Here is a 25,512-nt window from a genome sequence, read left to right on the forward strand (position 1 = left end):
CAGGAAGGCGGCAAGCGAAGGAGTCCCGATGAGCTTACTTGAGTAAGTGATTCGGGTGACTGAACGCAGCCAACGCACATGCAACTTGAAGTATGACGGGTATGTAGTAAGCATAGCGCTTTCTCCCTAAACACAGAGAGAAAGCGTAGGCAGAGCAGGAAAATTATTTCCCTGCGGAAGGTTTACGGTAATCCAGTGCGGGTTCCCGGTCGCCTAATAGCGGCTTATAGTGGAAGTTCTCGCCACGGTTCTTATCAAACTCAGCTTTCGCCTGTTGAATCAATGCAGGATCGCTCAATAGCTTGGCTCCTGTAACGGCCAGCGTTTTAGCCGCTACGTCCATGCCTTTATAGCCAATCGCCATGCCGCCGGATGCCACCGCCTGCCAGCTGTGTGCCGGCACACCAGGCACCCAGGTCGCCGTTCCCAGCCCGACCGTCGGTACTACCCAACTGACATCACCCACATCGGTCGATGCATATCCCGTTTGACCAAAATGATACGGCGCAATATTCGCGGCACTGGAAAGCGGCGGCAATTTGGCTTGATCCAACGTTTTTTGTAACGCAGTGGCGAAATCCGTATCCGCCTTATCCCACTGTGGTGCCCCAACACTTCTGAGGCTGTCATCCATCACTTTTCCCAACACATTGTTCGGCAACAGGCTGTACACGCCGCCGAGAATTTCAAACTCATAGCGCGTTTCGGTTCCCAGCGCAGCACCCTCCGCCGCTTTACGGATACGATCGGTCACGCTGGCGACCACGGCCGGATCGGGATGACGCACGTAGTAATACACTTCGGCGAAATCCGGCACCACGTTCGGCGCTTTGCCACCATCGGTAATCACATAGTGAATACGCGTTTCCTGCGGCACATGTTCCCGCATCGCGTTCACCATAAAATTCAGCGCCTCCACGCCGTCCAGCGCCGAACGCCCTTTCTCTGGTGCCAACGCGGCATGCGCAGAGCGGCCATAGAAACGGAATTTACCGTTCACATTCGCCAGCGAATAATCTTGCGAGGCCGAATTTTCATCGCCCGGATGCCAGTGCAGCATCACATCCACATCCTTAAACAGCCCCGCTCGCGTCATATACACTTTACCGGAACCGCCTTCTTCAGCCGGCGTGCCGTAAACCCGGATTTGGCCAGGTTTTCCCGTTGCCTCCAGCCACTGCTTCAGCGCAATCGCGGCGCCTACCGACCCCGCGCCAAACAGGTGATGCCCGCAGGCATGTCCGGCTTCAATGCCAGCAACCGGCGAACGCTCCGGCGTCGCGGCCTGAGAGAAGCCCGGCAGCGCGTCCATCTCGGCCAGAATACCGATAACCGGCCCACCCGCTTTCCCCGCCGTCGCCACAAACGCAGTCGGAATGCCCGCGACACCCGCTTCAACGCTGAACCCGGCCGCTTTTAGCTCATCCTGTAGCAGCCGGGACGTGTTGGTTTCCAGATAACCCAGCTCGGGCTTCGACCAGATCTGCTGAGCAACGGTTGTCATTTGGGTGGAGTAGTTCGCAACGGCGTTCACAATCGTTTCCCGATCTTTCTCTGCCAGTTCAGCGGCATAACCCAGTGAGAGGAGACAAGAAGAGAACGCTACGGCCAGCGCGGGGGGTATATATCGTTTCAGTGTCATACGTTTTTCCCTATCCGTAAAAGAAGTGCATCGTGGTGAATAACGGCTATTAATGCGATGCAGTGCTAGTTATTTGAAATGCTGACTGTTTGAAGTACTAATGGTTTGAAATACGATTGGTGTGAAATACGATGAGTAGGACATGCTATTTATGTTTAGCTGGGACAAATCACTTTTTCAAACAATAATCCATAGACAAGACCATGACTGAACACATCGAACATCCCCAGTGGTATCTGTATATACTGCGCACAATCACCGGAGCGCTGTACACGGGTATCACGACGGATGTCAGCCGCCGCCTGAATCAACATCAAACGGGAAAAGGGGCGAAAGCGCTGCGGGGGAAAGGGGAGCTGACGCTGGTGTTTCACTGTCTGGCGGGCGACCGCTCAAACGCACTCAAACTGGAATATCGTATTAAGCAGTTGAGCAAAAGCCAAAAAGAAAGGCTGGTACAAGACCAGCCTCAGACACTATGCATTTCAGACACAATGTATTGATGTGTTATCGGTTAACAAATCATGTTAGAGAAAGCGGTTAAACGGTTCGGCGTATTCAACCAGACCGGTCGCCTGTTCAAATCCGTTTTCGCCTTCAGATGAATTTTCACCAGCAACCTGATTATCCGCTAGCGGGTAGACCTGAAACGCCGATTCACTGTCCGGCCAGCGGCAATGCAACTGGTGCTCTGTAGCCGGAACGAAACCAAAGCGGGAATAGTAAGCAGGCTCACCCAGCACAACGACGGCGGTATAGCTAAATTCATTCAGCGCATCCAGGCCTTCGTAGACCAGCTTTTCCCCCACGCCCTGCCGGCGCAGACTTTCGTCTACCGCCAACGGCGCAAGCGCCACCCACAGCCGATCCTCACCTTCGATCAGCACTGGGCTGAATGCCGCGTAGCCCACCACTCCACCTTCATCGTCGGTTGCTACAACGCCAAGCGTCAATAAGCCGTCTTCACGCAGTTGATGCACCAGATCGGCTTCTGCACCCGTAGGAAAAGCGCGGCGCAATAAGCTGTCGATCCCGGCGGCATCAACGGGAATTTCCACCCGAACTAGCATGATACTGGCGCGTGATTTGCTGTTTGCACCACGCCCTCCTGTAAACCAGCTTCAACAAAATTCGCCAATTGCAGCAGGCCGATACGCAGCGGCGCAGGCATGGCTTCAAGCTCAATGGCGTCCATCAGGTTCTTCACATACAAACCTAACTCAGTATCGCCTTCAATGCGCAGACGACGCTGGAAAAAGAGCGTATCGGGATCTTCTTTACGCGCGGCGATCAAAATCAGATCGTTCGCGTCCGCACTAAAGCTGACATCCGGCGTTTCATCATGGCTCACCACCAGACGGCCATCGCGCAGCGTCATAAACCACTGCAAACCGACGTCACGTACCTCAATTTTCAGCCAGCGGCTTTCGAGAAATGCCAGATCGCCCTCCTCCAGCGCCTGACGGAACTGCCAGCCCAACATCTGTTCCAAAACCTGACGCTGTAGCGCAAAGGGGGTGAACTTGAGTGGCTTACCTAATAAGCTCGGCCCCTGACGCACAATCTGCGCTCGTAGTTTTTCCAACACTGGCGTACTCCTCTTAAAGCAATCTGACTGTTCAGATAATCTGCAAACATTTTGCCACATCCACCGCGAGCGGAAGAGGTCTATGTCAATAATTTAGTCGGTTATCCGATTATGCCCAACAGATTTTGTCCTTGCGCAACGATTAGCACCATAAACTGCCTTAAATCAAAGTCCTTACCTGATGGGTTAATTAAGATTCTCAATCGTTAACAACATTCATCGACTGATAAAAAATCGTCGTAAACGGTTTTCAGCATCGCTCGCGACAACCCGCAAGGGGGATGGCAGAACGCCGTCATCAACAGCGATCGTCAGTCTAAACATCATTGATCGTACGAGCCGCGACGGCACCGAAGGGATTAATGAAGGATTGTGTATGGAATTGCTTTGCCCCGCCGGCAACCTGCCGGCACTGAAAGCGGCCATCGATAATGGCGCAGATGCGGTCTATATCGGCTTGAAGGACGACACCAACGCTCGTCATTTTGCCGGGCTGAATTTTACCGATAAGAAACTCCAGGAAGCGCGCGAATACGTGCACCGCCATCGGCGTAAACTGCATATCGCCATCAATACGTTTGCTCACCCGGACGGTTATCAGCGCTGGCAGCGAGCCGTGGATATGGCAGCACAGATCGGCGCTGACGTGCTGATCCTCGCCGATCTCGCCATGCTGGAGTACGCCGCCGAACGCTATCCTCACATTGAGCGTCACGTGTCGGTGCAGGCTTCGGCGACAAACACTGAAGCGATCCGTTTCTATCATCGTCATTTTGATGTCTCACGCATTGTGCTGCCACGTGTGCTGTCCATTCATCAGGTGAAGCAAATCGCCCGCACCAGCCCAGTGCCGCTCGAAGTTTTTGCTTTCGGTAGCCTGTGCATCATGGCGGAAGGCCGCTGTTATCTCTCGTCTTATCTGACCGGTGAATCACCGAATACCGTGGGTGCCTGTTCACCCGCGCGATTCGTACGCTGGCAGCAGACGGAGAACGGCATGGAATCACGCCTGAACAATATTCTCATCGACCGCTATCAGGATGATGAAAACGCCGGTTATCCCACGCTATGTAAAGGCCGCTACCTCGTTGATGGGCAGCGCTATCACGCGCTGGAAGAACCCACCAGCCTGAACACGCTGGAGCTTCTGCCTGAGTTGATGGCCGCCAATATTGCTTCCGTGAAGATAGAGGGTCGCCAGCGTAGTCCGGCCTATGTCAGCCAGATTACGCAGGTATGGCGGCAGGCTATCGATCGCTGCCGCGCCAATCCTGAGACATTCGTGCCAACACAGGCCTGGATGGACGCGTTAGGTGCGGTGGCCGAAGGCACGCAGACCACACTCGGTGCTTATCACCGTAAATGGCAGTAGTGGGAGAACACATGAAATACGCATTAGGGAATATTCTCTACTATTGGCCGAAAGAGGACGTCGAGGCGTTTTATCAGGCTGCGGTAAGCAGCAGCGCCGATATCGTCTATCTCGGCGAAACGGTGTGCAGCAAACGCCGACTGATGAAGGTGGCGGACTGGTTCAACGTGGCCCGCGAAGTCGCCAGCAGCGGCAAGCAGGTGGTGATCTCAACGCTGGCGCTCTTACAAGCTCCGTCTGAGCTCACGGAACTGAAACGCTATGTAGAAAATGGCGAATTCTTGCTGGAAGCGAACGATCTGGGTGCCGTCAATATTGCAGCCGAACGCAACCTGCCGTTTGTCGCCGGACACGCGCTCAACTGCTACAACGCATACACCCTACGTGTGCTGCACAAACAAGGCATGGTGCGTTGGTGTATGCCAGTCGAGCTTTCTCGTGACTGGCTGCAAAACCTGCTGAATCAGTGTGACGAGCTTGGCTTTCGCCACCAATTTGAGGTGGAAGTGCTCAGCTACGGACATTTGCCGTTAGCCTATTCCGCCCGCTGCTTCACCGCACGTTCAGAAGATCGACCAAAAGACGAATGTGAAACCTGCTGCCTGAGTTACCCGCAAGGCAGAAAAATGCTGTCGCAGGAGAACCAGCAGGTCTTTGTCCTGAATGGTATCCAGACGCAAAGCGGCTATTGCTACAACCTCGGTAACGAGCTGGCGTCGATGCGGGATCTGGTGGATATTGTCCGGCTGTCCCCGAACGATATCAGCACGCTGGCGATGCTGGATAAATTCCGCGCCAACGAACAAGGCACTGCACCATTAGCGCTGGAAAATCAGGCCGATTGTAACGGCTACTGGCGCCGCGTCGCTGGCCTTGAGCTTGTCCCGTAAGCCACATCCTATCCGGGCGGCATGCCGCCCTTTCCTTCCTAAGCGCACCTTTGAACTACGTATAACCGTGACATTCCCGCATACTGATCTGACTTTCATCATTGACTGACGGCATTAGCATCCATCGCTCAGGTGGAGTCAGTGAACAACAAAGTGAGTCATATTATGTCCACACCTTCTCAAGCTGCTGTGTTTTCCGTCCTCGATCTTGCGCCTATTCCACAGGGTGCGACAGCACGTGACGCCTTCCATCGTTCGCTGGATCTGGCGCAACATACAGAAAAATGGGGCTATCACCGCTATTGGCTGGCAGAACACCACAGCATGACCGGTATCGCCAGCGCAGCAACCTCAGTGCTGCTCGGCTATCTTGCCTCGGGAACGGCGCGCATTCGTCTCGGCTCCGGCGGCGTGATGCTGCCGAACCACTCACCTCTCGTCATTGCAGAGCAATTTGGTACGCTGGAATCGCTGTATCCCGGCCGCATCGATTTGGGATTAGGCCGTGCCCCCGGCACCGACCAGCGCACCATGATGGCACTGCGCCGTCACCTCAATGCCGATATTGAAGATTTCCCACGAGATGTGCAGGAACTGCAACGCTATTTCGCCGATGCACAGCCGGGTCAACCGGTGCAAGCCGTTCCGGGACAAGGTTTACACGTTCCGATCTGGCTATTGGGATCGAGCCTGTACAGCGCACAACTGGCCGCAAGACTGGGGTTGCCTTTTGCCTTCGCCGCCCATTTCGCGCCCGATATGTTGCTGGAAGCGTTCCATCTCTATCGCGAACACTTTATCCCTTCAGCCACCCACGCCAAACCTTACGCGATGGTTTGCGTGAATGTAGTCGCGGCAGAGAGCGATCGGGATGCACGTTTCCTCTTTACCTCGATGCAGCAACAATTCATCAACCTGCGCCGTGGTACACCGGGCCCGCTCCCCGCACCGGTAGAAAACATCGACACGGTAGGATCACCTGCCGAGCAGTTTGGCGCGGATCAAGCATTACGGCTGTCCATTGTTGGCGATCGCGCCAAGGTGCGTCATGGATTGCAGAGTCTGTTGCGAGAAACACAGGCGGACGAAGTGATGATCAATGGCCAAATATTTGACCATCAGGCACGCCTGCAATCTTTTGAAATTGCGATGGATGTGCGGCAAACGCTTTAACGTACGTTGATAGATTTGTTTGAACCAAAAAAAACGACCCTGAACGGGTCGTTTTATATTGCAGCTGATTTTGTTACGACAGCCTGTATTGAAGCAAGCTGAAGTGAAGCTTACGCGTCAGCAGGACGACGACGTGGAGCGCGTGAAGCACCGTCACGGTTATCACGGTTGAAAGAACGCTCGCGACGCTCACCACCGTTACCTTCACGACGTTCACCACCGCCGAAAGAGCGACGTGGAGCAGCGCCATCACGACGTTCGCCACCAGGACGGCCACCGCCACGACGTTCATGCGGCTGAGCATCACCCAACAATTGCATGTTCATCGGTTTGTTCAGAATACGCGTGCGGGTAAAGTGTGATAACAGGTCACCCGGCATACCTTTCGGCAGTTCAATCGTCGAGTGAGACGCGAACAGCTTGATGTTACCGATGTAGCGGCTGCTGATATCGCCTTCGTTGGCAATTGCGCCAACAATGTGACGAACTTCAACACCGTCATCACGGCCCACTTCGATACGATACAGTTCCATTTCGCCTGCATCACGACGCTCACGACGTTGCGGACGGTCACCGTCACGGCTTTCGCGAGAATCGCGCGGATCACGGCGACGATCGCCACGTGAATCACTACGGGAATCATCACGATCGCGGAATTCGCGACGAGGACGGAACACAGGATCCGGTGGCAGAATCAGAGGACGTTCACCCTGCGCCATTTTCAGCAACGCCGCAGCCAGCGTTTCGACATCCAGCTCTTCCTGCGGTTGCAGTTTCGTCAACAGCGCGCGGTACATATCCAGATCGCTACTTTCCAGCTGTTGCTGTACTTTAGCAGCAAACTTAGCCAGACGGCGTTGACCCAGCAATTCTGCATTTGGCAATTCCACTTCAGGAATCGTCAGCTTCATTGTGCGCTCAACGTTGCGCAGCAGGCGGCGCTCACGGTTTTCAACAAACAGCAGAGCACGACCCGCACGACCCGCACGACCGGTACGGCCAATACGGTGAACGTAAGACTCGGCATCCATCGGGATATCGTAGTTGACGACCAGGCTGATACGTTCAACGTCCAGACCACGCGCCGCAACGTCGGTCGCGATCAGGATATCAAGACGGCCATCTTTCAGACGCTCCAGCGTTTGCTCACGCAGCGCCTGGTTCATATCACCGTTCAGCGCGGCGCTGTTGTAGCCGCTACGTTCCAGGGCTTCAGCCACTTCCAGCGTTGCATTTTTGGTACGAACGAAAATAATCGCCGCATCAAAATCTTCTGCTTCCAGGAAACGCACCAGCGCTTCATTTTTACGCATACCCTGCACCGTCCAGTAGCTCTGGCTGATGTCTGGACGCGTGGTAATGCTGGATTGAATGCGAACTTCCTGCGGATCTTTCATGAAACGGCGCGTAATGCGGCGAATCGCTTCAGGCATGGTCGCAGAGAACAGCGCAGTCTGATGTTCAGCAGGGATCTGAGCCATGATGTTTTCAACATCTTCGATGAAGCCCATACGCAGCATTTCATCGGCTTCGTCCAGTACCAGACCACTCAGGTTGGACAGATCCAGCGTACCGCGTTTCAGGTGATCCAGCAGACGACCCGGCGTACCCACGACAATCTGCGCACCCTGGCGCAGCGCGCGCAGTTGCACGTCATAGCGTTGGCCGCCATACAGTGCGACGACGTTAACGCCGTGCATATGTTTGGAGAAATCATTGCAGGCCTCTGCTACCTGCACCGCCAGCTCACGGGTCGGTGCCAGCACCAGAATCTGTGGTGCTTTAAGCTCAGGTTTCAGATTGTTCAGTAATGGCAGAGAGAACGCTGCTGTTTTACCGCTACCGGTCTGTGCCATACCCAGCACATCGCGACCGTTCAGCAGGTGAGGAATACATTCCGCCTGAATCGGAGACGGTTTTTCATAGCCCAAATCAGTCAGGGCATTAAGGATAGAGGTGTTCAACCCCAAATCGGCAAAAGAAGTTACTAAATCAGTCATGTACACGTGCCTCATTACACATGGCGGCCAGTCTACATAACTCGTCGTGAAAATTTTCAGTCATTTTCATTGAAAAGTGTGAACCGGCTCAAATTGGATTAAAAAGCGAACAAAAAAGCCCTCACCCGTGAAGGTGATAACCGAAGTTTTTCAGGCTGATTAGATGTTCGTCAGCTATTGCTGGTCCGATCCTGATAGGTCGTCTTGCTCTTGGCCTAATAGCGCCAATTCCAACAATGCATAGCGGTGCTCAACAAAGTTATGGACGTTGTTGGCAACCGTCAGCTTGAACAGCGCCAAAGCGGTGTTCTTGTCCCCCAGACTTAGGTAGTGCTTACCTAAATAGAAGTCAGTTTCACTGAGATGCTCAGCGAGCGAAGTGTTATCCGTAGCTTCTTCCTGTAAACGCTGCATCAGTGTTTTTTCACTGATACCACCCAGGTAGAATTCGACAATATTCCATCCCCAAGGCCCTTTCTTGGCGTCGTCATAGCGTTTCTTCAACGCAACTTTGGCCGTCTCTGGATTGATTTCTCGCTCCACAAGATACAGCCACAACGAACGGAAAGGATCATTCGGATCGTCTCGATAAAACGCCAGCAGATCATCCTGCGCTAACAGGTAGCGACCGCCGTAATACAAAGCGATGCCCCGGTTTAAACGCGCGTAATTGTAAGTTGGATCAAGCTCTAGTACAGAATCAAACGCTTCATAGGCAGCATCAAAATTGCCTGCCTGCGTTAAATAGATACCCAAATAGTTAAAAACTTCTGGAATATCAGGGCGGATCGTCAGCGCTTGTGAAAAATCATTCCGCGCCAATGCCCGTAACCCGAGACTATCATACAGCACTCCGCGCTCATATAATAGCTGTGCTCGCTCATCATCGGTTAATGCCCGGCTTGCAAGGATTTGTTCCATGCGTGCCAGAATCACTTCCTGCTGTAAAGTAGGCTGTAACGGAATCGCCAATACTGCGTCTTTACGCCAATCCGTGTTGCTGCATCCTGCCAGCATGAGTGCTGTTGCAACATAACACCAGCGCAAGAAAGGCTTCATTTCCCACTCCCGAAGACAAACATTGGATGAACATCCTGTCCCGGACTGCTCAACGCAAGGACATCCATACCCTTACGATAGACGAGGCACCTTGCCATGATAATCAGGCAAGGTGCCATAAGACTGTTTTCTAACAGTCGTTATTCCTCAGAAGACGGGGCTGCCGCTTCCTGAGTTGGCGCTGTTGCTTCTTTGATGCTTAAGCGTACGCGGCCCTGACGATCAACTTCCAGAACCTTGACCGGTACTTCCTGACCCATTTGCAGGTAGTCAGTCACTTTCTCTACGCGCTTATCGGCGATCTGAGAAATATGCACCAGGCCTTCTTTGCCGCCGCCGATAGCGACGAAAGCACCAAAGTCAACGATGCGGGTAACTTTACCCTGATACACGCGGCCAACTTCGATTTCAGCAGTGATCTCTTCAATACGACGAATCGCGTGTTTCGCTTTTTCGCCGTCAGTTGAAGCGATCTTCACAGTACCATCGTCTTCGATTTCAATGGTGGTGCCCGTTTCTTCGGTCAACGCACGAATCACAGAACCACCTTTACCGATGACATCTTTGATCTTATCGGTGCTGATCTTGATGGTGTGGATACGTGGTGCAAATTCAGAGATATCGCCACGTGGTGTGCTGATTGCCTGTTCCATCACGCCCAGAATGTGCAAACGCGCACCTTTGGCCTGATTCAACGCAACCTGCATGATCTCACGGGTAATCCCTTCGATCTTGATATCCATCTGCAGCGCGGTGATACCTTCACGGCTACCGGCAACTTTGAAGTCCATATCGCCCAGGTGGTCTTCGTCACCCAGAATATCGGACAGCACAACAAAGTTGTCGCCTTCTTTCACCAGACCCATCGCGATACCCGCAACGGCTGATTTAATCGGTACACCCGCGTCCATCAGTGCCAGAGACGCACCGCAGACAGACGCCATAGAGGAAGAACCGTTGGATTCCGTGATTTCAGATACTACACGGACGGTGTACGGGAATTCACTCGCCTTCGGCATAACAGCCAACACGCCACGCTTAGCCAGACGACCGTGACCAATTTCACGACGCTTAGGCGAACCAACCATACCCGTTTCACCAACAGAGTACGGAGGGAAGTTGTAGTGCAGCAGGAAGCGATCGGTACGTTCGCCGGTCAGCTCGTCGATGGTCTGTGCGTCACGCTCGGTACCCAGCGTCGCGGTGACCAACGCCTGAGTTTCACCACGGGTGAACAGTGCAGAACCGTGGGTACGCGGCAGTACGCCAGTGCGCACATCCAGACCACGAATCATGTCTTTTTCACGGCCATCGATACGTGGTTCGCCAGCCAGCACGCGGCTACGTACAACGTTTTTCTCGACGTTGCCCAGAATTTCCTGGATCTCACCCGCGTTCAGCGTTTCATCTTCTGCCAGCAGAGCGGCTTCAACGTCAGCTTTGATGACGTCAACTTGTGCATAACGCTCTTGTTTTTCAGTGATGCGGTAAGCGTCACCCAAACGAGCTTCAGACAGAGCCTGTACACGCTGTTCTAAAGAAACATTCACTTCTGGCGCATGCCAGTCCCACTTCGGTTTGCCCGCTTCGGCAACCAGAGCGTTGATGTTTTCGATCACAACCTGTTGTTGATCGTGGCCAAATACCACTGCGCCCAGCATCTGGTCTTCACTCAGAAGGTCGGCTTCGGATTCCACCATCAGAACCGCGCCTTCTGTACCTGCAACAACCAGATCCAGACGGCTTTCTTTCAGCTCATCTGTCGTTGGGTTCAGAACATACTGATCGTTCAGGTAACCAACGCGTGCAGCGCCGATAGGTCCGCTGAACGGAATGCCAGACAGGCTCAGCGCCGCAGAGGCACCAATCATGGCAACGATGTCAGGGTTAACCTGTGGGTTAACGGAAACCACGGTCGCAATCACCTGAACTTCATTCAGGAAACCTTCTGGGAACAGAGGGCGGATTGGACGGTCGATCAGACGAGAAATCAGCGTTTCGCCTTCGCTTGGACGTCCTTCACGACGGAAAAAACCACCAGGGAAACGTCCGGCAGCGTAGGTACGCTCCTGATAGTTAACCGTTAATGGGAAGAAACTTTGGCCGGGTTTGGCGTTTTTCGCGCCGACCACGGTAACGAATACCGCGGTGTCATCCATGCTTACCATCACAGCGGCGGTAGCCTGGCGAGCCATCATACCGGTCTCTAACGTAACGGTATGCTGACCATATTGAAACTTACGAACGATCGGATTCAGCAAAATAATATCCTTAGCTGGGGCGCGCTACACGTATTCAAGATAAACGCGCCAGTGAACTCCCGACCTTTACACTACATCCTCACGACTAATGACAACCCTTATCTTGCTCATGCAGATAAAGCCTCTCATTAGCCGCGCGAACCTCTGTAATGAAAGATCATATTAACAACAATACACTACTCTGTTTTGCTAACGCTTCCTAGAAGAAAGGGGCCAAAAGAGGCCCCTTCCCACTGAAACTCAGAAGACTTAGCGACGCAGACCCAGACGCTCGATCAGGCTGGTGTAACGTGCTACATCTTTACGCTTCAGGTAGTCCAGCAGCTTACGACGCTGAGAAACCATACGCAGCAGACCACGACGGCTGTGGTGATCTTTTTTGTGCTCAGAAAAGTGGCCTTGCAGATGGTTGATCTGCGCAGTCAACAAAGCAACCTGAACTTCAGTAGAACCACTATCGTTAGTGCCACGACCGAAGTCTGCTACGATTTTAGCTTTAGCTTCAACACTTAGAGACATTGTAATACTCCAACATTATAGATAAAAAAACGGGCGCCGATCTCTAATTCAGCCACCCAGCAGTCAAGCCGCGCTATTCTACCCTCAGCGTTCTGCGATAGCAAGGCAGCAACGGGCGGGTTTACACCGGATACTCAACAACCAGACGCCGTGGCGCAACGCGACCATCGCCGTCGATTTCACCCATACCGATAAACGTGTGCGCGTCGCCTTCGGTGATTCTCACCATACCGTTCAACGGCGTATTCGCGGCCTGAACGGGCTGCCCCAGCTTCAAATAACCGGCGACAACGGGCGTCAAATTCACTTCAGGAAAATCAATAACCGGGCTTTCCATCGGCATGAGCAGCAGATCGAGACTCAGCGAAGGCGAAAGCTCTTGTGCCTGAGCCTGCTCGACCAATGTGGCCAACTGCTCCAGCGTTACCATTCTTTCGATAGGATACGTAGCCACCTGCAAACGACGCAGGTAAATCACATGCGCGCCACAGCCCAGCTTTTCGCCCAAATCATCAATAATGGTACGGATGTATGTCCCTTTAGAGCAATGGATCTCTAACTCCAGCTCATCCCCTTCCCAGCGAATGAACTGCAGTTCGTACACGGTGATTTCACGTGCTTCACGCGGAACCGTCAGCCCCTGACGGGCATACTCATACAGCTTACGCCCCTGATATTTCAGCGCTGAGTACATGGATGGCACTTGCTGCGTGGTGCCACGAAAGCCCTCCAGCGCCTGCTCCAGTTCCGTAGCAGAAAAACCAATCGCCCGTTCTTCAATCACGTTGCCATCGGCATCAGAGGTGTCGGTTCGTTGCCCAAGGCGAGCAATAACACGGTAGCGTTTATCTGAATCCAGCAGGTATTGGGAAAATTTCGTCGCTTCCCCAAGGCAAATCGGCAACATACCGGTGGCTAATGGATCCAATGCCCCCGTGTGGCCCGCTCTGTTAGCGTTAAAAATCCGTTTTACCTTCTGTAAAACATCATTAGACGACACGCCCTGCGGCTTATCTAATAGCAATACGCCGTGTACATCACGGCCACGGCGACGAGGACGACTCATTAATCCTCCTGATCTTCGCCCGTAACAGAACGACGTTCCGTATCGTTTCTGACCACATTGGTCACCAGGTTGGACATTCTCATCCCTTCAACCAACGAGTTGTCGTAGGAGAAGGTCAGTGCCGGGACAACACGCAGACGCATTGCCTTACCAACCAGTGTACGAATAAAACCAGAAGCATCCTGCAGTGCTTTCAGCGCCGTTTTAACTTGTTCTGGCTCGTTATCATTAAGGAAGGTCACAAAAACTTTGGCATACGCCAGATCGCGAGAAACTTCCACACCGGATACGGTCGCCATGCCGATACGCGGATCTTTTACTTCACGCTGAATGATAATGGCGATTTCTTTTTGCATTTCCTGCGCAACGCGCTGGGTGCGGCTGAATTCTTTTGCCATGATAAATTCTCCAGTAAAAATCGGGGGGCACTAGGCCCCCCTTACGAATAGCTTACGTCGTCGCTGCAAAAGAATTACGCGATCGTACGTTTGATCTCAATCGTTTCAAAGACTTCGATCATATCGCCAGGGCGAACGTCGTTGTAGTTCTTCACGCCGATACCACATTCCATGCCGTTACGAACTTCGTTAACGTCATCTTTGAAGCGGCGCAGAGATTCCAGCTCGCCTTCGTAGATCACCACGTTGTCACGCAGTACGCGGATCTTGTTGTGACGTTTCACGATACCTTCTGTCACCATACAACCGGCGATAGCGCCAAATTTCGGTGATTTAAAGACATCACGAACTTCAGCCAGACCGATGATCTCTTGCTTGTATTCCGGCGCCAACATACCGCTCATCGCCTGTTTTACTTCGTCGAGCAAGTCATAGATGACGGAGTAATAACGTAAATCCAGGCTTTCTGATTCAACAATGCGGCGTGCTGATGCATCTGCACGAACGTTAAAGCCAAGGATAATCGCATTCGAAGCGGCTGCCAGCGTGGCGTCCGTTTCTGTGATACCGCCCACACCGGAGCCCACGATCTTCACTTTCACTTCATCAGTAGACAGTTTCTGCAGTGAATCGGAAATCGCTTCACAAGAACCCTGAACGTCAGATTTCAGCACGATGTTCAGTTCAGAAACTTCACCTTCTGTCATGTTGGCAAACATGTTTTCCAGTTTAGATTTCTGCTGACGAGCCAGTTTGACTTCACGGAATTTACCCTGACGATACAAGGCCACTTCACGCGCTTTCTTCTCGTCACGAACAACCGTCGCTTCATCACCTGCGGCAGGCACACCGGACATACCGAGAATTTCGACAGGAATAGATGGACCTGCGGACGTAATTTCACGACCTAACTCATCACGCATCGCACGGACACGGCCATATTCAAAGCCGCACAGAACGATGTCGCCTTTATTCAACGTACCTTCACGAACCAGTACAGTTGCAACCGGACCGCGACCTTTATCCAGGAAGGATTCGATCACTACACCGTTTGCCATGCCGCTACGGACTGCTTTCAGTTCCAGAACTTCGGCCTGCAACAGAATCGCATCCAGCAGTTCGTCGATGCCCGTACCGGCTTTAGCGGATACGTGGACAAACTGGGATTCGCCGCCCCACTCTTCCGGCATAACGCCGTACTGAGACAGTTCGGTTTTCACACGATCGGGATCGGCTTCAGGCTTATCGATTTTGTTGACTGCAACAACAACCGGAACCTGAGCAGCTTTCGCGTGCTGGATAGCTTCGATGGTCTGAGGCATCACACCATCATCAGCTGCCACAACCAGTACGACGATATCCGTTGCCTGAGCACCACGAGCACGCATTGCGGTAAACGCGGCGTGTCCCGGTGTATCCAGGAACGTAATCATACCGTTGTCGGTTTCAACGTGGTAAGCACCGATGTGCTGGGTAATACCACCCGCTTCACCCGCTGCGACCTTGGTTGAACGAATATAGTCAAGCAGAGAGGTTTTACCGTGGTCAACGTGACCCATGATGGTCACGACCGGTGCGCGCGCTTCCGCTGCAACACCCGTATCACGGTCACTCATTACCGCTTCTTCCAGCTCGTTCTCACGACGCAGGATGACTTTATGGCCCATTTCTTCTGCGACAAGTTGCGCAGTTTCCTGGTCGATAACCTGGTTGATCGTTGCCATCGCACCCAGTTTCATCATTACTTTGATGACCTGAGAGCCTTTAACGGCCATTTTGTTAGCCAGTTCAGCAACGGTAACGGTTTCACCAATCACAACATCACGGTTGACCGCCTGAACAGGCTTATTGAAGCTCTGCTGCAGCGAGCTTGGCTTACGCTTACCTTTACCACCGCGGGTAACGGCACGCGCTTCTTCGCGGTCAGCTTTGGACTCAGACTGGCGATTGCCTTTCTTCTGCTTGGTTACTTTGCCAGCGCGGCTGCGGCTGCGGCGTTCGCCTTCAACCTGACGGTCATTTTCATCTTCCGCTTCACGGGCATGATGAGACGTCGTCACATGATAATCGGCAGACTCTTCAGGTTTAGCGCTTTCCGCTTCCCAACGACCTGCATTCTCTTCGGCCATACGACGGGCTTCTTCAGCAATGCGACGGGCTTCTTCTTCAACTTTCAGACGTGCCGCTTCTTCCGCTTTACGCTTAAGTTCGGCAGCTTCCGCTTCGCGCTTCGCTTTCTCGGCCTGGGCCGGCTTGGTCATATTTTCGTTTTGTTGGTTCGTCACTTTTTCTTTTTCCGCTACATCACGCTTAGCTTTTTCAGCGGCTTCACGTTTGGCTTGCTCGTCGGCAGCACGCTTCGCTTTCTCAGCAGCTTCGCGCAGTTCAGCCTCGCGTTTAGCCTGCTCTTCAGCGGCACGTTGTGCCTGTTCTTCCGCTTCACGCCGTGCCTGCTCTTCCTCTTCCGCCTGTTGGGCATCAATCGGATCGCGTTTTACATAAGTGCGTGTCTTGCGGACTTCGATCTGCACCGACTTACTTTTACCGCCAGTGCTGGGGACATTTAACGTGCTGCGCGTTTTACGTTGCAGCGTCAGTTTACCCTGCGCATTACCGCGATCGCGGTTCAGGTGCGCCAATAATGTTTCTTTCTCATGCTGGGTCACAGCGTCCGATGCAGACTTGGTCATTCCCGCATCAGCAAACTGCTGTATCAGGCGGTCAACCGGAGTTTGAATCTCTGCGGCCAGCGATTTTACGGTTACATCTGTCATGCTGTTCCTTTCCTGCTACAGTTCGTTATTCGTTGTCGTCGCCAAACCAACAGATATTACGTGCGGCCATAATCAATTCGCCCGCTTGCTCATCATTGAGCCCTTCAATATCTGTCAGGTCGTCAACGCCCTGTTCAGCAAGATCTTCCAGCGTACAAACACCGATCGCAGCAAGCTTGAACGCCAACTCACGCGACAGCCCAGGCAAGCTAAGCAAGTCTTCAGCAGGTTGACCGTCACCAAGGCTTTCTTCATGCGCCAGTGCCAGCGTTGTTAATGCGGCTTTAGCACGCTCACGCAATGCTTCAACGGTTTCTTCATCAAGGCCTTCAATAGCCAGCAGTTCCTTGATTGGCACGTAGGCCAGTTCTTCAAGTGAAGAGAAACCTTCTTCAACCAACACAGTGGCAAACTCGTCATCAATATCAAGGTGCTTGGTAAAGACGTCGATTGCAGCATGTGCTTCAGCCTGATGCTTGGCCTGAAGATCTTCCACTGTCATCACGTTCAGTTCCCAACGGTCGTCTGAACGATGCTGTTTCAGCAGTTGAGAAGCCAAACGTACGTTTTGCCCGTTACGACCAATCGCTTGAGCCAGATTGCTCGACTCAACGGCGATATCCATCGTGCAGGTATCTTCATCAACCACGATCGATACCACATCGGCAGGTGCCATGGCATTGATCACAAACTGTGCAGGGTTGTCATCCCACAGAATGATGTCAATACGCTCACCGCCCAGTTCGCTGGAAACCGCCTGCACGCGTGCGCCACGCATACCAACACAAGCACCGACGGGATCGATACGCTTGTCATTCGTCTTCACTGCAATTTTCGCACGTGAACCCGGATCGCGGGCAGCGGCCTTAATCTCGATAACTTCTTCACCGATTTCTGGCACTTCAATGCGGAAGAGTTCAACCAGCATTTCCGGACGGGAACGGCTGACAAACAGTTGAGCACCGCGAGCTTCAGGACGAACGGAATACAGCACGCCACGAATACGGTCGCCAGGGCGGAAATTCTCACGAGGCAGCATATCTTCGCGGCCGATTACCGCTTCTGCGCTGGTGTTAGAGCCATCGATTGGTCTGACTTCAAGCGAAATATTATCACGGTTCACCTTCTTCACGACACCGGTGATAATCTCGCCTTCTTGCTCACGGAATTGATCAACAACCATCGCACGTTCGGCCTCACGAACTTTCTGTACGATAACCTGTTTTGCCGTTTGCGTCGTAATGCGGTCAAAGGTTACGGATTCAATTTGATCTTCAACGTAACCGCCAACATCAAGAGAGGAATCTTCAAACTGCGCGGCTTCAAGCGTAATCTCACGCGTTGGCTGAGTGACTTCATTCACCACTAACCAACGACGGAAGGTATCAAAATCGCCTGTTTTGCGATCGATGCTGACGCGAACATCAATTTCCTGCTCGTATTTTTTCTTGGTCGCTGTCGCCAGTGCGGTTTCCAGCGCTTCAAAAATCTTCTCGCGCGGGACGGCTTTCTCATTGGAAACTGCTTCAACAACAGCCAGAATCTCTTTGTTCATCCTAGTTGCCTCATCCAAACTTTAAAAGTGGGGTACAAGATTCGCTTTCTGGATGTTGCTCAGCGCGAATACTTCATCTTTGCCTTCCACTGTTATGGTGATCATTTCGCCGTCAACAGCTTTGATTACACCCAACCATTTACGGCGATTCTGGACTGCCATACGCAGCACCACTGTTACCTCTTCACCGACGAAATGCAGATAATGTGCTGCCGTGAATAAGGGACGCTCAAGCCCTGGAGACGAAACCTCCAGGTTATAGGCAACAGTGATTGGATCTTCGACGTCCAATACCGCACTGACCTGGTGGCTGACATCAGCACAATCATCAACAGTGATGCCATCTTCACTATCAATATAGATACGCAGCGTCGATTGGCGACTGCGGATGAACTCAATCCCAACCAACTCGTAGCCTAAGGCGGCAACGGGTGCTGAAATCATCTCTGTTAATTTTTGCTCTAATGTGGACAAGTCCACCCCCAAGACATAAAAAAAGGGCCTAATAGCCCAGTTGTTTGTTGCCAAATAACAAAAAACCCCGAAAAATCGGGGCTTTATGCAACTGGACCCTAATACCGCTAACCAGCGCGGCATAACTTTCGGTGAAGGATTTTTTCAAAAATCACTGCAAAAAGAGATAGAAATTGAGTGAAGAACGTATTTGAAAAAACACTTTACTGGAAGTTAAGTGGTTGCGGGGGCCGGATTTGAACCGACGACCTTCGGGTTATGAGCCCGACGAGCTACCAAGCTGCTCCACCCCGCGTCCGAAAACGTGGCAAATACTACGCTGACAACTCCAGAAATGCAAGTCATCCATAGGATTGGTTCGAAGGCGATTCTTATACGCGCAATGCGCACCGTTGTCAAGAATCATCGGCCACCGGGGGACGGCTCACGGCAAGAGGTATTTCACTTTATAAATCGATCTGGTGTCGTCATACCAGCCGTAAAGTAAAGCAACCGTCGAAGAAAGGCACGGGTACCTGAAGTGGCTAAAAAAGATGACGCAGTGGGGATTCCCTGATGCTTTAATAAAACAACAGCTAAATAATGTAATGGGATAAAATTATCTTCGTTCTTCTAACTTATCTTCGTTCTTCTTCTAATAGTACGATCGCAGCCTGCGTTCTGTTACGCACATTAAGTCGCCTGAAAATCGACTCCAAATGCGACTTCACGGTTCCTGCGCTGATGTTTAATGTCCGACTAATCTGTTTATTAGAAGCGCCTGATGCAATCAGTTGTAGCACTTCATGCTGCCTTTCACTCAGTTTGCCTTTTACACTGTTATCGACGCTCCATCCTTCATAGATCACACCATCATCCGGTAAACAGACCATACCCATTGACACTGTTTTTAATGCCTGAGCAATAGAATCAACGGGAGATGTTTTAAGAACGACCCCCATAACATGATGCTTCAGATAGTTATTCAAAATATGTCTTTCAATAGCATCAACCATAATAATCACACTGACACCAATATATTTCTCATGCAGAGTTTCAAGGAAAAAACTGTACTCTCCATTTTCTTTATTACAATTTAGTAAAATAAAAGCGTTTTTCATCCCCTCAAGGCAAGACCATACATCGTCAATTTCCTTTACGCCAACAATATTGACATTATGAATAAAATCATTCAGCCCAACAGATAAGCCCTGAATGAAAACAGGGGATTTGTCAATAATAACAACATTCACTGTGCAATCTCCATTTACCTTTATTTTAAAATGCCATATTTAAAAATGCCCTCTAAGAAGTTTTAGCCTATCTTGAAAGATATGATGTCACGCCATTTGGCATATGCCGTTTACCTTATAGACCTGGTCATATTTATTCACGCATACTGACATGATAACTTCAGATAAAACCCCCGAAGAGGAATACCATTAGCAATGAAATATTATCTCAAAATAAGACCTAATGGCGTAATGATTTCATAAACGCATAAAAATATTTAGCATAATAGATTTTAAAAATGGTAATAAATGGCCTATGTCGTATTACATGCTGCCTCTAACACAATGACTGATATATCCCTCTTTCATTAGCTGTTAAGTTTTCTCAAATTGTCATTTATTTCCCTCCAGGCTGTTTATTTTTAGCGATTGGAAAATAAGATAAGGAGAGAGTATGTCATTCAAAAATTGGATAACGGGGAAAAATAAAAAACCAGATGATGTTGATCATTCCCAAGGGAAAAATCCGCATTCCACGCTAAACGATTGCGCAACGTCATCAAAGGCAATGACATTGGCAGACATTGCTCGCGGCATGCAGCATGCCGCCACCGCCGCCAATCAATTTATCGCTCACCAATACCAACAAACGCTCGATCCTTTTTTTGAACGTGGCGCTGATGGCGCACTAACGCCAAAGACGGTTTCGATTCAACTCGACTCCCGACACCACATCGAACTGCCGCTGGTTGCCCTTTCTACCCCAAGGGGGTTGATGCTGGAAAAAATGAAAGTGCAAATGACGGTGAGAACCGATGCGGTAAACAAGGACGAAATAACCTCACCTTTAGACGATTATAATATTAGTAATTTTCACGTCAGTATGTCGCCTTCTGGCAAAAATACAAAAGGCAGAAATAGTCAGCACGTCGATATAGAAATGCAGTTCACTGCGCTCGAACCACCGGAAAGCATCATGCGGTTAATTGATGAATATACCAATCTCGTTCTTCCAAAAATAACACAAGAGGAAAAAAACAATGGCTAACATTCCTGAAACGATCAATGAAGCAGGACTCTCGCTGATTAAGAGTTTTGAAGGTCTGAAATTAACAAAGTATCGTGACACCGCAGGTAAATGGACGATTGGATATGGACATTTAATACTGCCGAATGAAAACTTTGATAATGGAATTACCCCCCAGGAAGCTGATTTATTGTTACGACAGGACTTAAAAACGGCGGAAAATGGTGTTCAGCATTATGTGAACGTTGACCTCAACGGAAATCAATTTGGTGCATTAACATCATTTACCTACAACCTGGGAGTCAATAGTCTGAAGACGTCGACATTATTGCGCCTGCTTAACCAAGGTGACTATGCTGGCGCAGCAGCTCAATTTCCACGCTGGGACAAAGATGGTGAGCAAGTCGTGGAAGGACTCCTTCGCCGTAGAGAAGCAGAGAAAGCCCTTTTCCTACAATCCATCACACCAAATTAATATTCAACAGAAGTTAAAAAACGCTATTTCACAGAGTAAATCATCGTGGATATATTATGGATACCTCACAACTCCCTATCATTTATGACATTCTGATCAGTGATATTATTGCATCAGTTGCAGGACTATTCGGCGGCCTCAGTATTTCCTTTTTTTGGCGACCGCAGAAATTGAATAATTATGACAAATTCATTGCCGCATTAATTATTATCATCATCAGCATTTCAGCTGCCTTCTCACTGGTAGGGATTATCGCCGAATTGCTGCACGTTAATATTAGTAAAATGGAGAATGCAATAGGATTAGGCTATCTGGTTGGCGCGATTAGCGTAGGCCTGGTTACGCTGCTGGCAAATTTCTTCAGCTATCGAGAGAATAACGATATTCTGGATGTCGCATCAGAAATAAAACAGGCTAGGAAAGGCGTTCATTTAATTAATGAGGCCCAGAAAAAAACGCCCGATGACAAAACCCCACCAGCCCCTTAAGAGAGTGTTCTTAGAGGTCAATGTTCTTGAGAGCAGGTGTTTTTGAAGGCAAACGTTCTTAAGAATGAGGGCTTTCAACCGCACATCGCCCATATGGCAGGAAGGTACCTCACTGCCTTCCTGCTACCGCTTTCTCCTTCCCGACGTGTTCGACTACCCCACCCATGCATTGCCAACGAAACCAACGCCTAAATGCAAACCACCTCAACGAAGGCGCCTTGGTTCGGGACGCCTTCGTTAGCGTTATTACGGCTTGCCGTACGAGGACGTCGCGTTTGGCTGTACGATATCCATGAGAATTTGATGGTACTGATGAGACAGTGCAGCAATCTCTTCCGCTTCAAACGCCGCCTGCTGATAATTAAAACACAGCGTTAGTGCATCATCGTCATAAACAGAGAGCGTCAAATCCAGCCGAGCCTGATGATTAGCAATGTCCGCGATCTGATATTCAGTCTCATTGATTTGTACCGCTGGCGGCATGGCGGTCAGATAGTTAAAACTGACAGGGAAACGCAGCTGATCAGACCATCCTCTGGCCCGAACGTCGGCCATTAACACATCATAGGGCAGCGTCTGATTGTCCAAAATGGCATGGATCTTATTCTGGCTACGGGCCAAAAGCGTGCAGAAAGACTCCTGCGCGGGTGCATCATCATAGTACGTCACCATGTTAACGAAACAGCCTATCGTGGTAGCGTTGTCCGCCAGCATACGGTTCGACACCGGAATACCGATGGGCACATGGCGGTAGTTTGTGGTTTTGAGCAGCAGAGTAAAAGCGGTCAGCATGCAGACAAATGGCGTTGTGCGATGCTGCTGGGCATAGTGCTTGATCGCCTGCGTTAACGTATCAGAAAAAATACACCAATAATTTTCTCCCTCCTGACTTTCACTAAGAGGAAACGCCGTCGCATCGGCACCCGCCGTCAGGTAATCCTCCATTTTATCCAGCCAGAACTGCCGTTCTCTTGGGTAGCACAGATCGTTGGTACGTCGTTGCTGTTGACGATAGCGCAGATAGCGCTCCTCACTGCCTATTCGATAGCTGCGATCGCCGGCGCTATAAGCACGGACGTAAGCAATAAACTGATTGAAGAACAAGCCAATGGCATCATGATCGAATACCGTATGGTGTACACGTCCCAGCAGAATATGCCGTTGCGCCGTCAGCGAGACCAGATGAAAACAGATGAGCGGTGAATGTTCTAAATCCATCTCTGGCGTATTGACCAGCTCCAGCAGCTGTCGGTCGCTCAGCGTATTCGCCAGCCCGCCGGGAGAGCAAGCCGTCAGTCGTTCAATCGGGATCGCCTCGATCGGATAATCCCCCTCAAGGCACTGTAACCGATCCAGATCGAAGCGAGTCCGCAATACCGGATTACCTTCCAGAATACGTCCAAGACTCCATTCCACGGCAGATTCATCCAGTGTACCGTCTATCGTCAGGCGAAAGGCCAATTGATAGACCGACGGTTCCGGACTGAGCTGATCCAGCGTCAGAAAATAACGCTGCTGGGATGACGGTGTGAGCGCCTCAATATCCGTTGTACCCTCGTCAAACGTGGGCTCGTCATCGTTAACATAGTAAGGGACGATGAAAGCCAGCAGATGGGGCGTTGCGTTGTTGAAAAACAACGGGTAATCAATGTCGCTAAACAGTCGTTTTCGAATCAGTAGCCTGGCGTTCATCGCCTGAAGCGAATCGCCCCCTAAATCGAAAAAGTTATCGTTGGCGCCGAGCTCACGAAAACCAAGCACTTCCTGCCAGATATCAATCAGTTCCTGCTCCAGCTCATTACCTGCGGTTTTAACCGGATACCCCAGCTCAGGGCGCTGCGGACAAGGCGCAGGCAGTCGGCTCACATCCAATTTCCCGTTAGGCAATTTGGGCAGAGTTTCCAGCATAATAAAATGGGACGGGTGCATCGCTCGCGGCAGTTTGTCCTGCAAGAAGCGACGCAGATCGTTCGTGGCAAGCGACGGGTTATGACTCACCAGATAGGCGACCAGACGCTGACGCCCGTTTTCCTGAATCGGCCGCACCAGCGCCTTGTCGATATCGCCATGTTGACGTAACACGATTTCGATCTCTTCAGGCTCGATACGAATACCATTAATCTTAATCTGGCGATCGATGCGCCCCAGATACACAATCTCCCCATCCGGCATCCTTTTTCCCAGGTCGCCAGTGCGATGTCCCCAGTCGCTTTTATCAGCTCGCACATGGGTGAAGAAACGCTGTTGCGTTAATTCGTCTCGATTAATGTAGCCACGGGCGACACCTTCACCGAATGCGCAAATTTCCCCTTCTTCCCCTTCAGCCACGGGACGCAGACTCTCATCCACGATCAGAATTTCGCTGCCACGTAGCGCCTTACCAAGCGTCACACCTTTTCCCGGTGCCAATTCGGCAAACGAGCAGTTGGCCGTCGTTTCCGTCGGGCCATACAGATTAAAGAGCCGGACATCAGGGATCTGCTGGAACGTGCGCTCTTTTAAATCAAAAGAGACGGGTTCGCCAGAGAGAAAAACGGTTTTGGGTAACGCCCATGCGTGAGCAGATGCCGCCTGATAACGCAGCAGTTCGTCCCAAACGGTCGGCACGCAGTAAATGGCTCCGTCTGGATGCTGTTGGTGCCAACGTAATAAAACGTCCGGCTCATTCAAGCTATCGGCGGGCAAAATAAACAGGGTGTCGCCACGTAATAAAGGCGCATAAAGCTGTGTCACGGCGGCGGCAAAGCTGAGTGACGATGTCAGAGGGAGCGTCGCACGCGTTTCTGGCCACACATCCTCATTAAACCAGTTCAGATAATAACTCAGGTTCCGGTGCTCAATGGCCACCCCTTTTGGCTTCCCGGTAGAGCCGGAGGTATAGAGAATATAAGCGAGATCGTTTTCACAAACGGGAGGCAGCACGGCGACCGGCTCAGCCGGATAATGGATATCCTCTAATACGAGCGTAGAAGAAAAAACTTTATCGATAGCCGTTTTATTTAACATCGAGCGCGTGGAAATAAGTAAAAATGCCGACGAGTCATCAAGGATCTGAATGATTCTTTCTGACGGATGAAAATGTGAGAGAGGAACATAGGTATACCCGGCTTTTAAAATAGCCAGTAAGACCACGGGCATCATGACCCCAGGTTCCAGATAGACGGCAATTCTGCCACGTTTATTATTCGGGTAGTGTGATAACAGATAGTCGGCCAAAAGACGTGACCGTAATTCTACTTGTTGATAGTTCAGCCTGTCGCCATTAAATTCCACCGCCGTCTTATCGGGGCTTTTCAGTGACCATTCAGAGATAATTTCAAAGACCGTTTTTCTATTCTTCATCATTTTCCTTCCATATTGTAAAAGGATGCTTTTTGCGGGAATGGTTCTAACGCGACGTCCGGTATCTCACACGGTGAAAAGTGAATGCAGTAAAAATGAGAACACGTAACGATGGGTTCGTCATGCTAATACCAGGAAAGACACTTAAAATAATACGCATGCCTGAGTATGGGTTTAACAAATAAAAGACATTATTGC

Annotated in this window: 22 protein-coding genes and 1 tRNA gene; 7 read left to right on the forward strand and 16 right to left on the reverse strand. The window is 51.0% G+C overall.

What is annotated here, in order from left to right; all coding sequences use genetic code 11:
- Positions 1-163 precede the first annotated feature (163 nt).
- Positions 164-1,642: an amidohydrolase gene (locus tag AB8809_RS19480; RefSeq protein ID WP_349855311.1), complete on the reverse strand. Its 1,479-nt coding sequence runs from the start codon at positions 1,640-1,642 to the stop codon at positions 164-166.
- Positions 1,643-1,845: 203 nt separating this feature from the next.
- Between AB8809_RS19480 and AB8809_RS19485 the strand changes: the two genes are divergently transcribed.
- Positions 1,846-2,145 (forward strand): GIY-YIG nuclease family protein, encoded by a 300-nt coding sequence (locus AB8809_RS19485; RefSeq protein WP_180777469.1) that lies wholly within the window; start codon positions 1,846-1,848, stop codon positions 2,143-2,145.
- A gap of 24 nt (positions 2,146-2,169) precedes the next feature.
- On the opposite strand, the gene AB8809_RS19490 is transcribed toward AB8809_RS19485, so the two are convergent.
- Both AB8809_RS19490 and AB8809_RS19495 read right to left on the reverse strand, forming a co-directional pair.
- The gene (locus tag AB8809_RS19490; protein ID WP_349855313.1) at positions 2,170-2,712 is read right to left on the reverse strand and encodes an N-acetyltransferase; all 543 of its coding nucleotides are present in this window, start codon (positions 2,710-2,712) and stop codon (positions 2,170-2,172) included.
- Positions 2,706-3,230 carry an SCP2 domain-containing protein gene (locus AB8809_RS19495; RefSeq protein ID WP_012773297.1) on the reverse strand — a complete coding sequence of 175 codons (525 nt, stop codon included), beginning with the start codon at positions 3,228-3,230 and terminating at the stop codon, positions 2,706-2,708. Before AB8809_RS19495 ends, AB8809_RS19490 begins: the two co-directional genes overlap by 7 nt.
- A gap of 376 nt (positions 3,231-3,606) precedes the next feature.
- Between AB8809_RS19495 and AB8809_RS19500 the strand changes: the two genes are divergently transcribed.
- The 3 genes from AB8809_RS19500 to AB8809_RS19510 all read left to right on the forward strand — a co-directional run bounded on the left by AB8809_RS19500 (position 3,607) and on the right by AB8809_RS19510 (position 6,665).
- Positions 3,607-4,602 (forward strand): peptidase U32 family protein, encoded by a 996-nt coding sequence (locus AB8809_RS19500; protein WP_039502133.1) that lies wholly within the window; start codon positions 3,607-3,609, stop codon positions 4,600-4,602.
- An 11-nt stretch (positions 4,603-4,613) separates the two neighbouring features.
- Positions 4,614-5,492 carry a U32 family peptidase gene (locus AB8809_RS19505; protein ID WP_181829683.1) on the forward strand — a complete coding sequence of 293 codons (879 nt, stop codon included), beginning with the start codon at positions 4,614-4,616 and terminating at the stop codon, positions 5,490-5,492.
- Between the two features lie 165 nt (positions 5,493-5,657).
- The gene (locus tag AB8809_RS19510) at positions 5,658-6,665 is read left to right on the forward strand and encodes a luciferase-like monooxygenase (RefSeq protein ID WP_181829684.1); all 1,008 of its coding nucleotides are present in this window, start codon (positions 5,658-5,660) and stop codon (positions 6,663-6,665) included.
- 110 nt (positions 6,666-6,775) lie between these two features.
- Here the strand turns inward: AB8809_RS19510 and AB8809_RS19515 are convergent, their stop codons facing one another.
- The 12 genes from AB8809_RS19515 to AB8809_RS19570 form a co-directional block, all read right to left on the reverse strand.
- Positions 6,776-8,665 carry a DEAD/DEAH family ATP-dependent RNA helicase gene (locus AB8809_RS19515; RefSeq protein WP_180777465.1) on the reverse strand — a complete coding sequence of 630 codons (1,890 nt, stop codon included), beginning with the start codon at positions 8,663-8,665 and terminating at the stop codon, positions 6,776-6,778.
- Complete coding sequence (yrbN, locus tag AB8809_RS19520) at positions 8,658-8,735, reverse strand: protein YrbN (RefSeq protein WP_155116494.1); 78 nt, start codon at positions 8,733-8,735, stop codon at positions 8,658-8,660. The genes AB8809_RS19515 and yrbN overlap by 8 nt, the downstream gene beginning before the upstream one ends.
- Before the next feature lie 104 nt (positions 8,736-8,839).
- Positions 8,840-9,724, reverse strand: coding sequence for a lipoprotein NlpI (gene nlpI / locus AB8809_RS19525; protein WP_012773292.1), 885 nt, complete (start codon positions 9,722-9,724; stop codon positions 8,840-8,842).
- Positions 9,725-9,864: 140 nt separating this feature from the next.
- Positions 9,865-11,985: a polyribonucleotide nucleotidyltransferase gene (gene pnp, locus AB8809_RS19530; RefSeq protein ID WP_012773291.1), complete on the reverse strand. Its 2,121-nt coding sequence runs from the start codon at positions 11,983-11,985 to the stop codon at positions 9,865-9,867.
- 249 nt (positions 11,986-12,234) lie between these two features.
- The gene (gene rpsO / locus AB8809_RS19535) at positions 12,235-12,504 is read right to left on the reverse strand and encodes a 30S ribosomal protein S15 (protein ID WP_010279698.1); all 270 of its coding nucleotides are present in this window, start codon (positions 12,502-12,504) and stop codon (positions 12,235-12,237) included.
- A 121-nt stretch (positions 12,505-12,625) separates the two neighbouring features.
- The gene (gene truB / locus AB8809_RS19540; protein WP_349855316.1) at positions 12,626-13,570 is read right to left on the reverse strand and encodes a tRNA pseudouridine(55) synthase TruB; all 945 of its coding nucleotides are present in this window, start codon (positions 13,568-13,570) and stop codon (positions 12,626-12,628) included.
- Positions 13,570-13,968 (reverse strand): 30S ribosome-binding factor RbfA, encoded by a 399-nt coding sequence (gene rbfA / locus AB8809_RS19545; protein WP_012773289.1) that lies wholly within the window; start codon positions 13,966-13,968, stop codon positions 13,570-13,572. Before rbfA ends, truB begins: the two co-directional genes overlap by 1 nt.
- 74 nt (positions 13,969-14,042) lie before the next feature.
- Positions 14,043-16,742: a translation initiation factor IF-2 gene (gene infB, locus AB8809_RS19550; protein ID WP_012773288.1), complete on the reverse strand. Its 2,700-nt coding sequence runs from the start codon at positions 16,740-16,742 to the stop codon at positions 14,043-14,045.
- A gap of 25 nt (positions 16,743-16,767) precedes the next feature.
- A complete protein-coding gene (gene nusA / locus AB8809_RS19555) occupies positions 16,768-18,297 on the reverse strand; it encodes a transcription termination factor NusA (protein ID WP_012773287.1) in 1,530 nt (509 codons plus the stop codon).
- 21 nt (positions 18,298-18,318) lie between these two features.
- Positions 18,319-18,771, reverse strand: a complete 453-nt coding sequence (rimP, locus tag AB8809_RS19560) for a ribosome maturation factor RimP (protein WP_010279686.1) — start codon at positions 18,769-18,771, stop codon at positions 18,319-18,321.
- 218 nt (positions 18,772-18,989) lie between these two features.
- Positions 18,990-19,066, reverse strand: a tRNA-Met gene (locus AB8809_RS19565).
- A gap of 322 nt (positions 19,067-19,388) precedes the next feature.
- Complete coding sequence (locus tag AB8809_RS19570) at positions 19,389-20,003, reverse strand: response regulator transcription factor (protein WP_181829686.1); 615 nt, start codon at positions 20,001-20,003, stop codon at positions 19,389-19,391.
- Between the two features lie 433 nt (positions 20,004-20,436).
- Here AB8809_RS19570 and AB8809_RS19575 point away from each other — a divergent pair, with 433 nt between their 5' ends.
- The 3 genes from AB8809_RS19575 to AB8809_RS19585 are packed head-to-tail and all read left to right on the forward strand — an operon-like array spanning position 20,437 to position 21,972.
- Positions 20,437-21,030: a DUF2589 domain-containing protein gene (locus tag AB8809_RS19575; protein ID WP_012773284.1), complete on the forward strand. Its 594-nt coding sequence runs from the start codon at positions 20,437-20,439 to the stop codon at positions 21,028-21,030.
- On the forward strand, positions 21,023-21,484 hold the full coding sequence (locus tag AB8809_RS19580) for a lysozyme (RefSeq protein WP_320702843.1): 462 nt from the start codon (positions 21,023-21,025) through the stop codon (positions 21,482-21,484). The genes AB8809_RS19575 and AB8809_RS19580 overlap by 8 nt, the downstream gene beginning before the upstream one ends.
- Positions 21,485-21,540: 56 nt before the next feature.
- Complete coding sequence (locus AB8809_RS19585; RefSeq protein ID WP_012773282.1) at positions 21,541-21,972, forward strand: hypothetical protein; 432 nt, start codon at positions 21,541-21,543, stop codon at positions 21,970-21,972.
- A 246-nt stretch (positions 21,973-22,218) separates the two neighbouring features.
- Here the strand turns inward: AB8809_RS19585 and AB8809_RS19590 are convergent, their stop codons facing one another.
- Positions 22,219-25,317 (reverse strand): amino acid adenylation domain-containing protein, encoded by a 3,099-nt coding sequence (locus AB8809_RS19590; RefSeq protein WP_349855317.1) that lies wholly within the window; start codon positions 25,315-25,317, stop codon positions 22,219-22,221.
- Positions 25,318-25,512 lie beyond the last annotated feature (195 nt).

Source organism: Pectobacterium aroidearum (genome assembly GCF_041228105.1).
In the GTDB taxonomy this organism is placed as follows: Bacteria; Pseudomonadota; Gammaproteobacteria; order Enterobacterales; family Enterobacteriaceae; genus Pectobacterium; species Pectobacterium aroidearum.

Coding starts and splice junctions, on each gene's coding strand:
- AB8809_RS19480 (WP_349855311.1), bottom strand. CDS start 1,642: ATGACACTGAAACGATATATACCCCCCGCGCTGGCCGTAGCGTTCTCT.
- AB8809_RS19485 (WP_180777469.1), top strand. CDS start 1,846: ATGACTGAACACATCGAACATCCCCAGTGGTATCTGTATATACTGCGC.
- AB8809_RS19490 (WP_349855313.1), bottom strand. CDS start 2,712: ATGCTAGTTCGGGTGGAAATTCCCGTTGATGCCGCCGGGATCGACAGC.
- AB8809_RS19500 (WP_039502133.1), top strand. CDS start 3,607: ATGGAATTGCTTTGCCCCGCCGGCAACCTGCCGGCACTGAAAGCGGCC.
- AB8809_RS19505 (WP_181829683.1), top strand. CDS start 4,614: ATGAAATACGCATTAGGGAATATTCTCTACTATTGGCCGAAAGAGGAC.
- AB8809_RS19510 (WP_181829684.1), top strand. CDS start 5,658: ATGTCCACACCTTCTCAAGCTGCTGTGTTTTCCGTCCTCGATCTTGCG.
- AB8809_RS19515 (WP_180777465.1), bottom strand. CDS start 8,665: ATGACTGATTTAGTAACTTCTTTTGCCGATTTGGGGTTGAACACCTCT.
- yrbN (WP_155116494.1), bottom strand. CDS start 8,735: ATGAAAATGACTGAAAATTTTCACGACGAGTTATGTAGACTGGCCGCC.
- nlpI (WP_012773292.1), bottom strand. CDS start 9,724: ATGAAGCCTTTCTTGCGCTGGTGTTATGTTGCAACAGCACTCATGCTG.
- rpsO (WP_010279698.1), bottom strand. CDS start 12,504: ATGTCTCTAAGTGTTGAAGCTAAAGCTAAAATCGTAGCAGACTTCGGT.
- truB (WP_349855316.1), bottom strand. CDS start 13,570: ATGAGTCGTCCTCGTCGCCGTGGCCGTGATGTACACGGCGTATTGCTA.
- rbfA (WP_012773289.1), bottom strand. CDS start 13,968: ATGGCAAAAGAATTCAGCCGCACCCAGCGCGTTGCGCAGGAAATGCAA.
- infB (WP_012773288.1), bottom strand. CDS start 16,742: ATGACAGATGTAACCGTAAAATCGCTGGCCGCAGAGATTCAAACTCCG.
- nusA (WP_012773287.1), bottom strand. CDS start 18,297: ATGAACAAAGAGATTCTGGCTGTTGTTGAAGCAGTTTCCAATGAGAAA.
- AB8809_RS19575 (WP_012773284.1), top strand. CDS start 20,437: ATGTCATTCAAAAATTGGATAACGGGGAAAAATAAAAAACCAGATGAT.
- AB8809_RS19580 (WP_320702843.1), top strand. CDS start 21,023: ATGGCTAACATTCCTGAAACGATCAATGAAGCAGGACTCTCGCTGATT.
- AB8809_RS19585 (WP_012773282.1), top strand. CDS start 21,541: ATGGATACCTCACAACTCCCTATCATTTATGACATTCTGATCAGTGAT.
- AB8809_RS19590 (WP_349855317.1), bottom strand. CDS start 25,317: ATGATGAAGAATAGAAAAACGGTCTTTGAAATTATCTCTGAATGGTCA.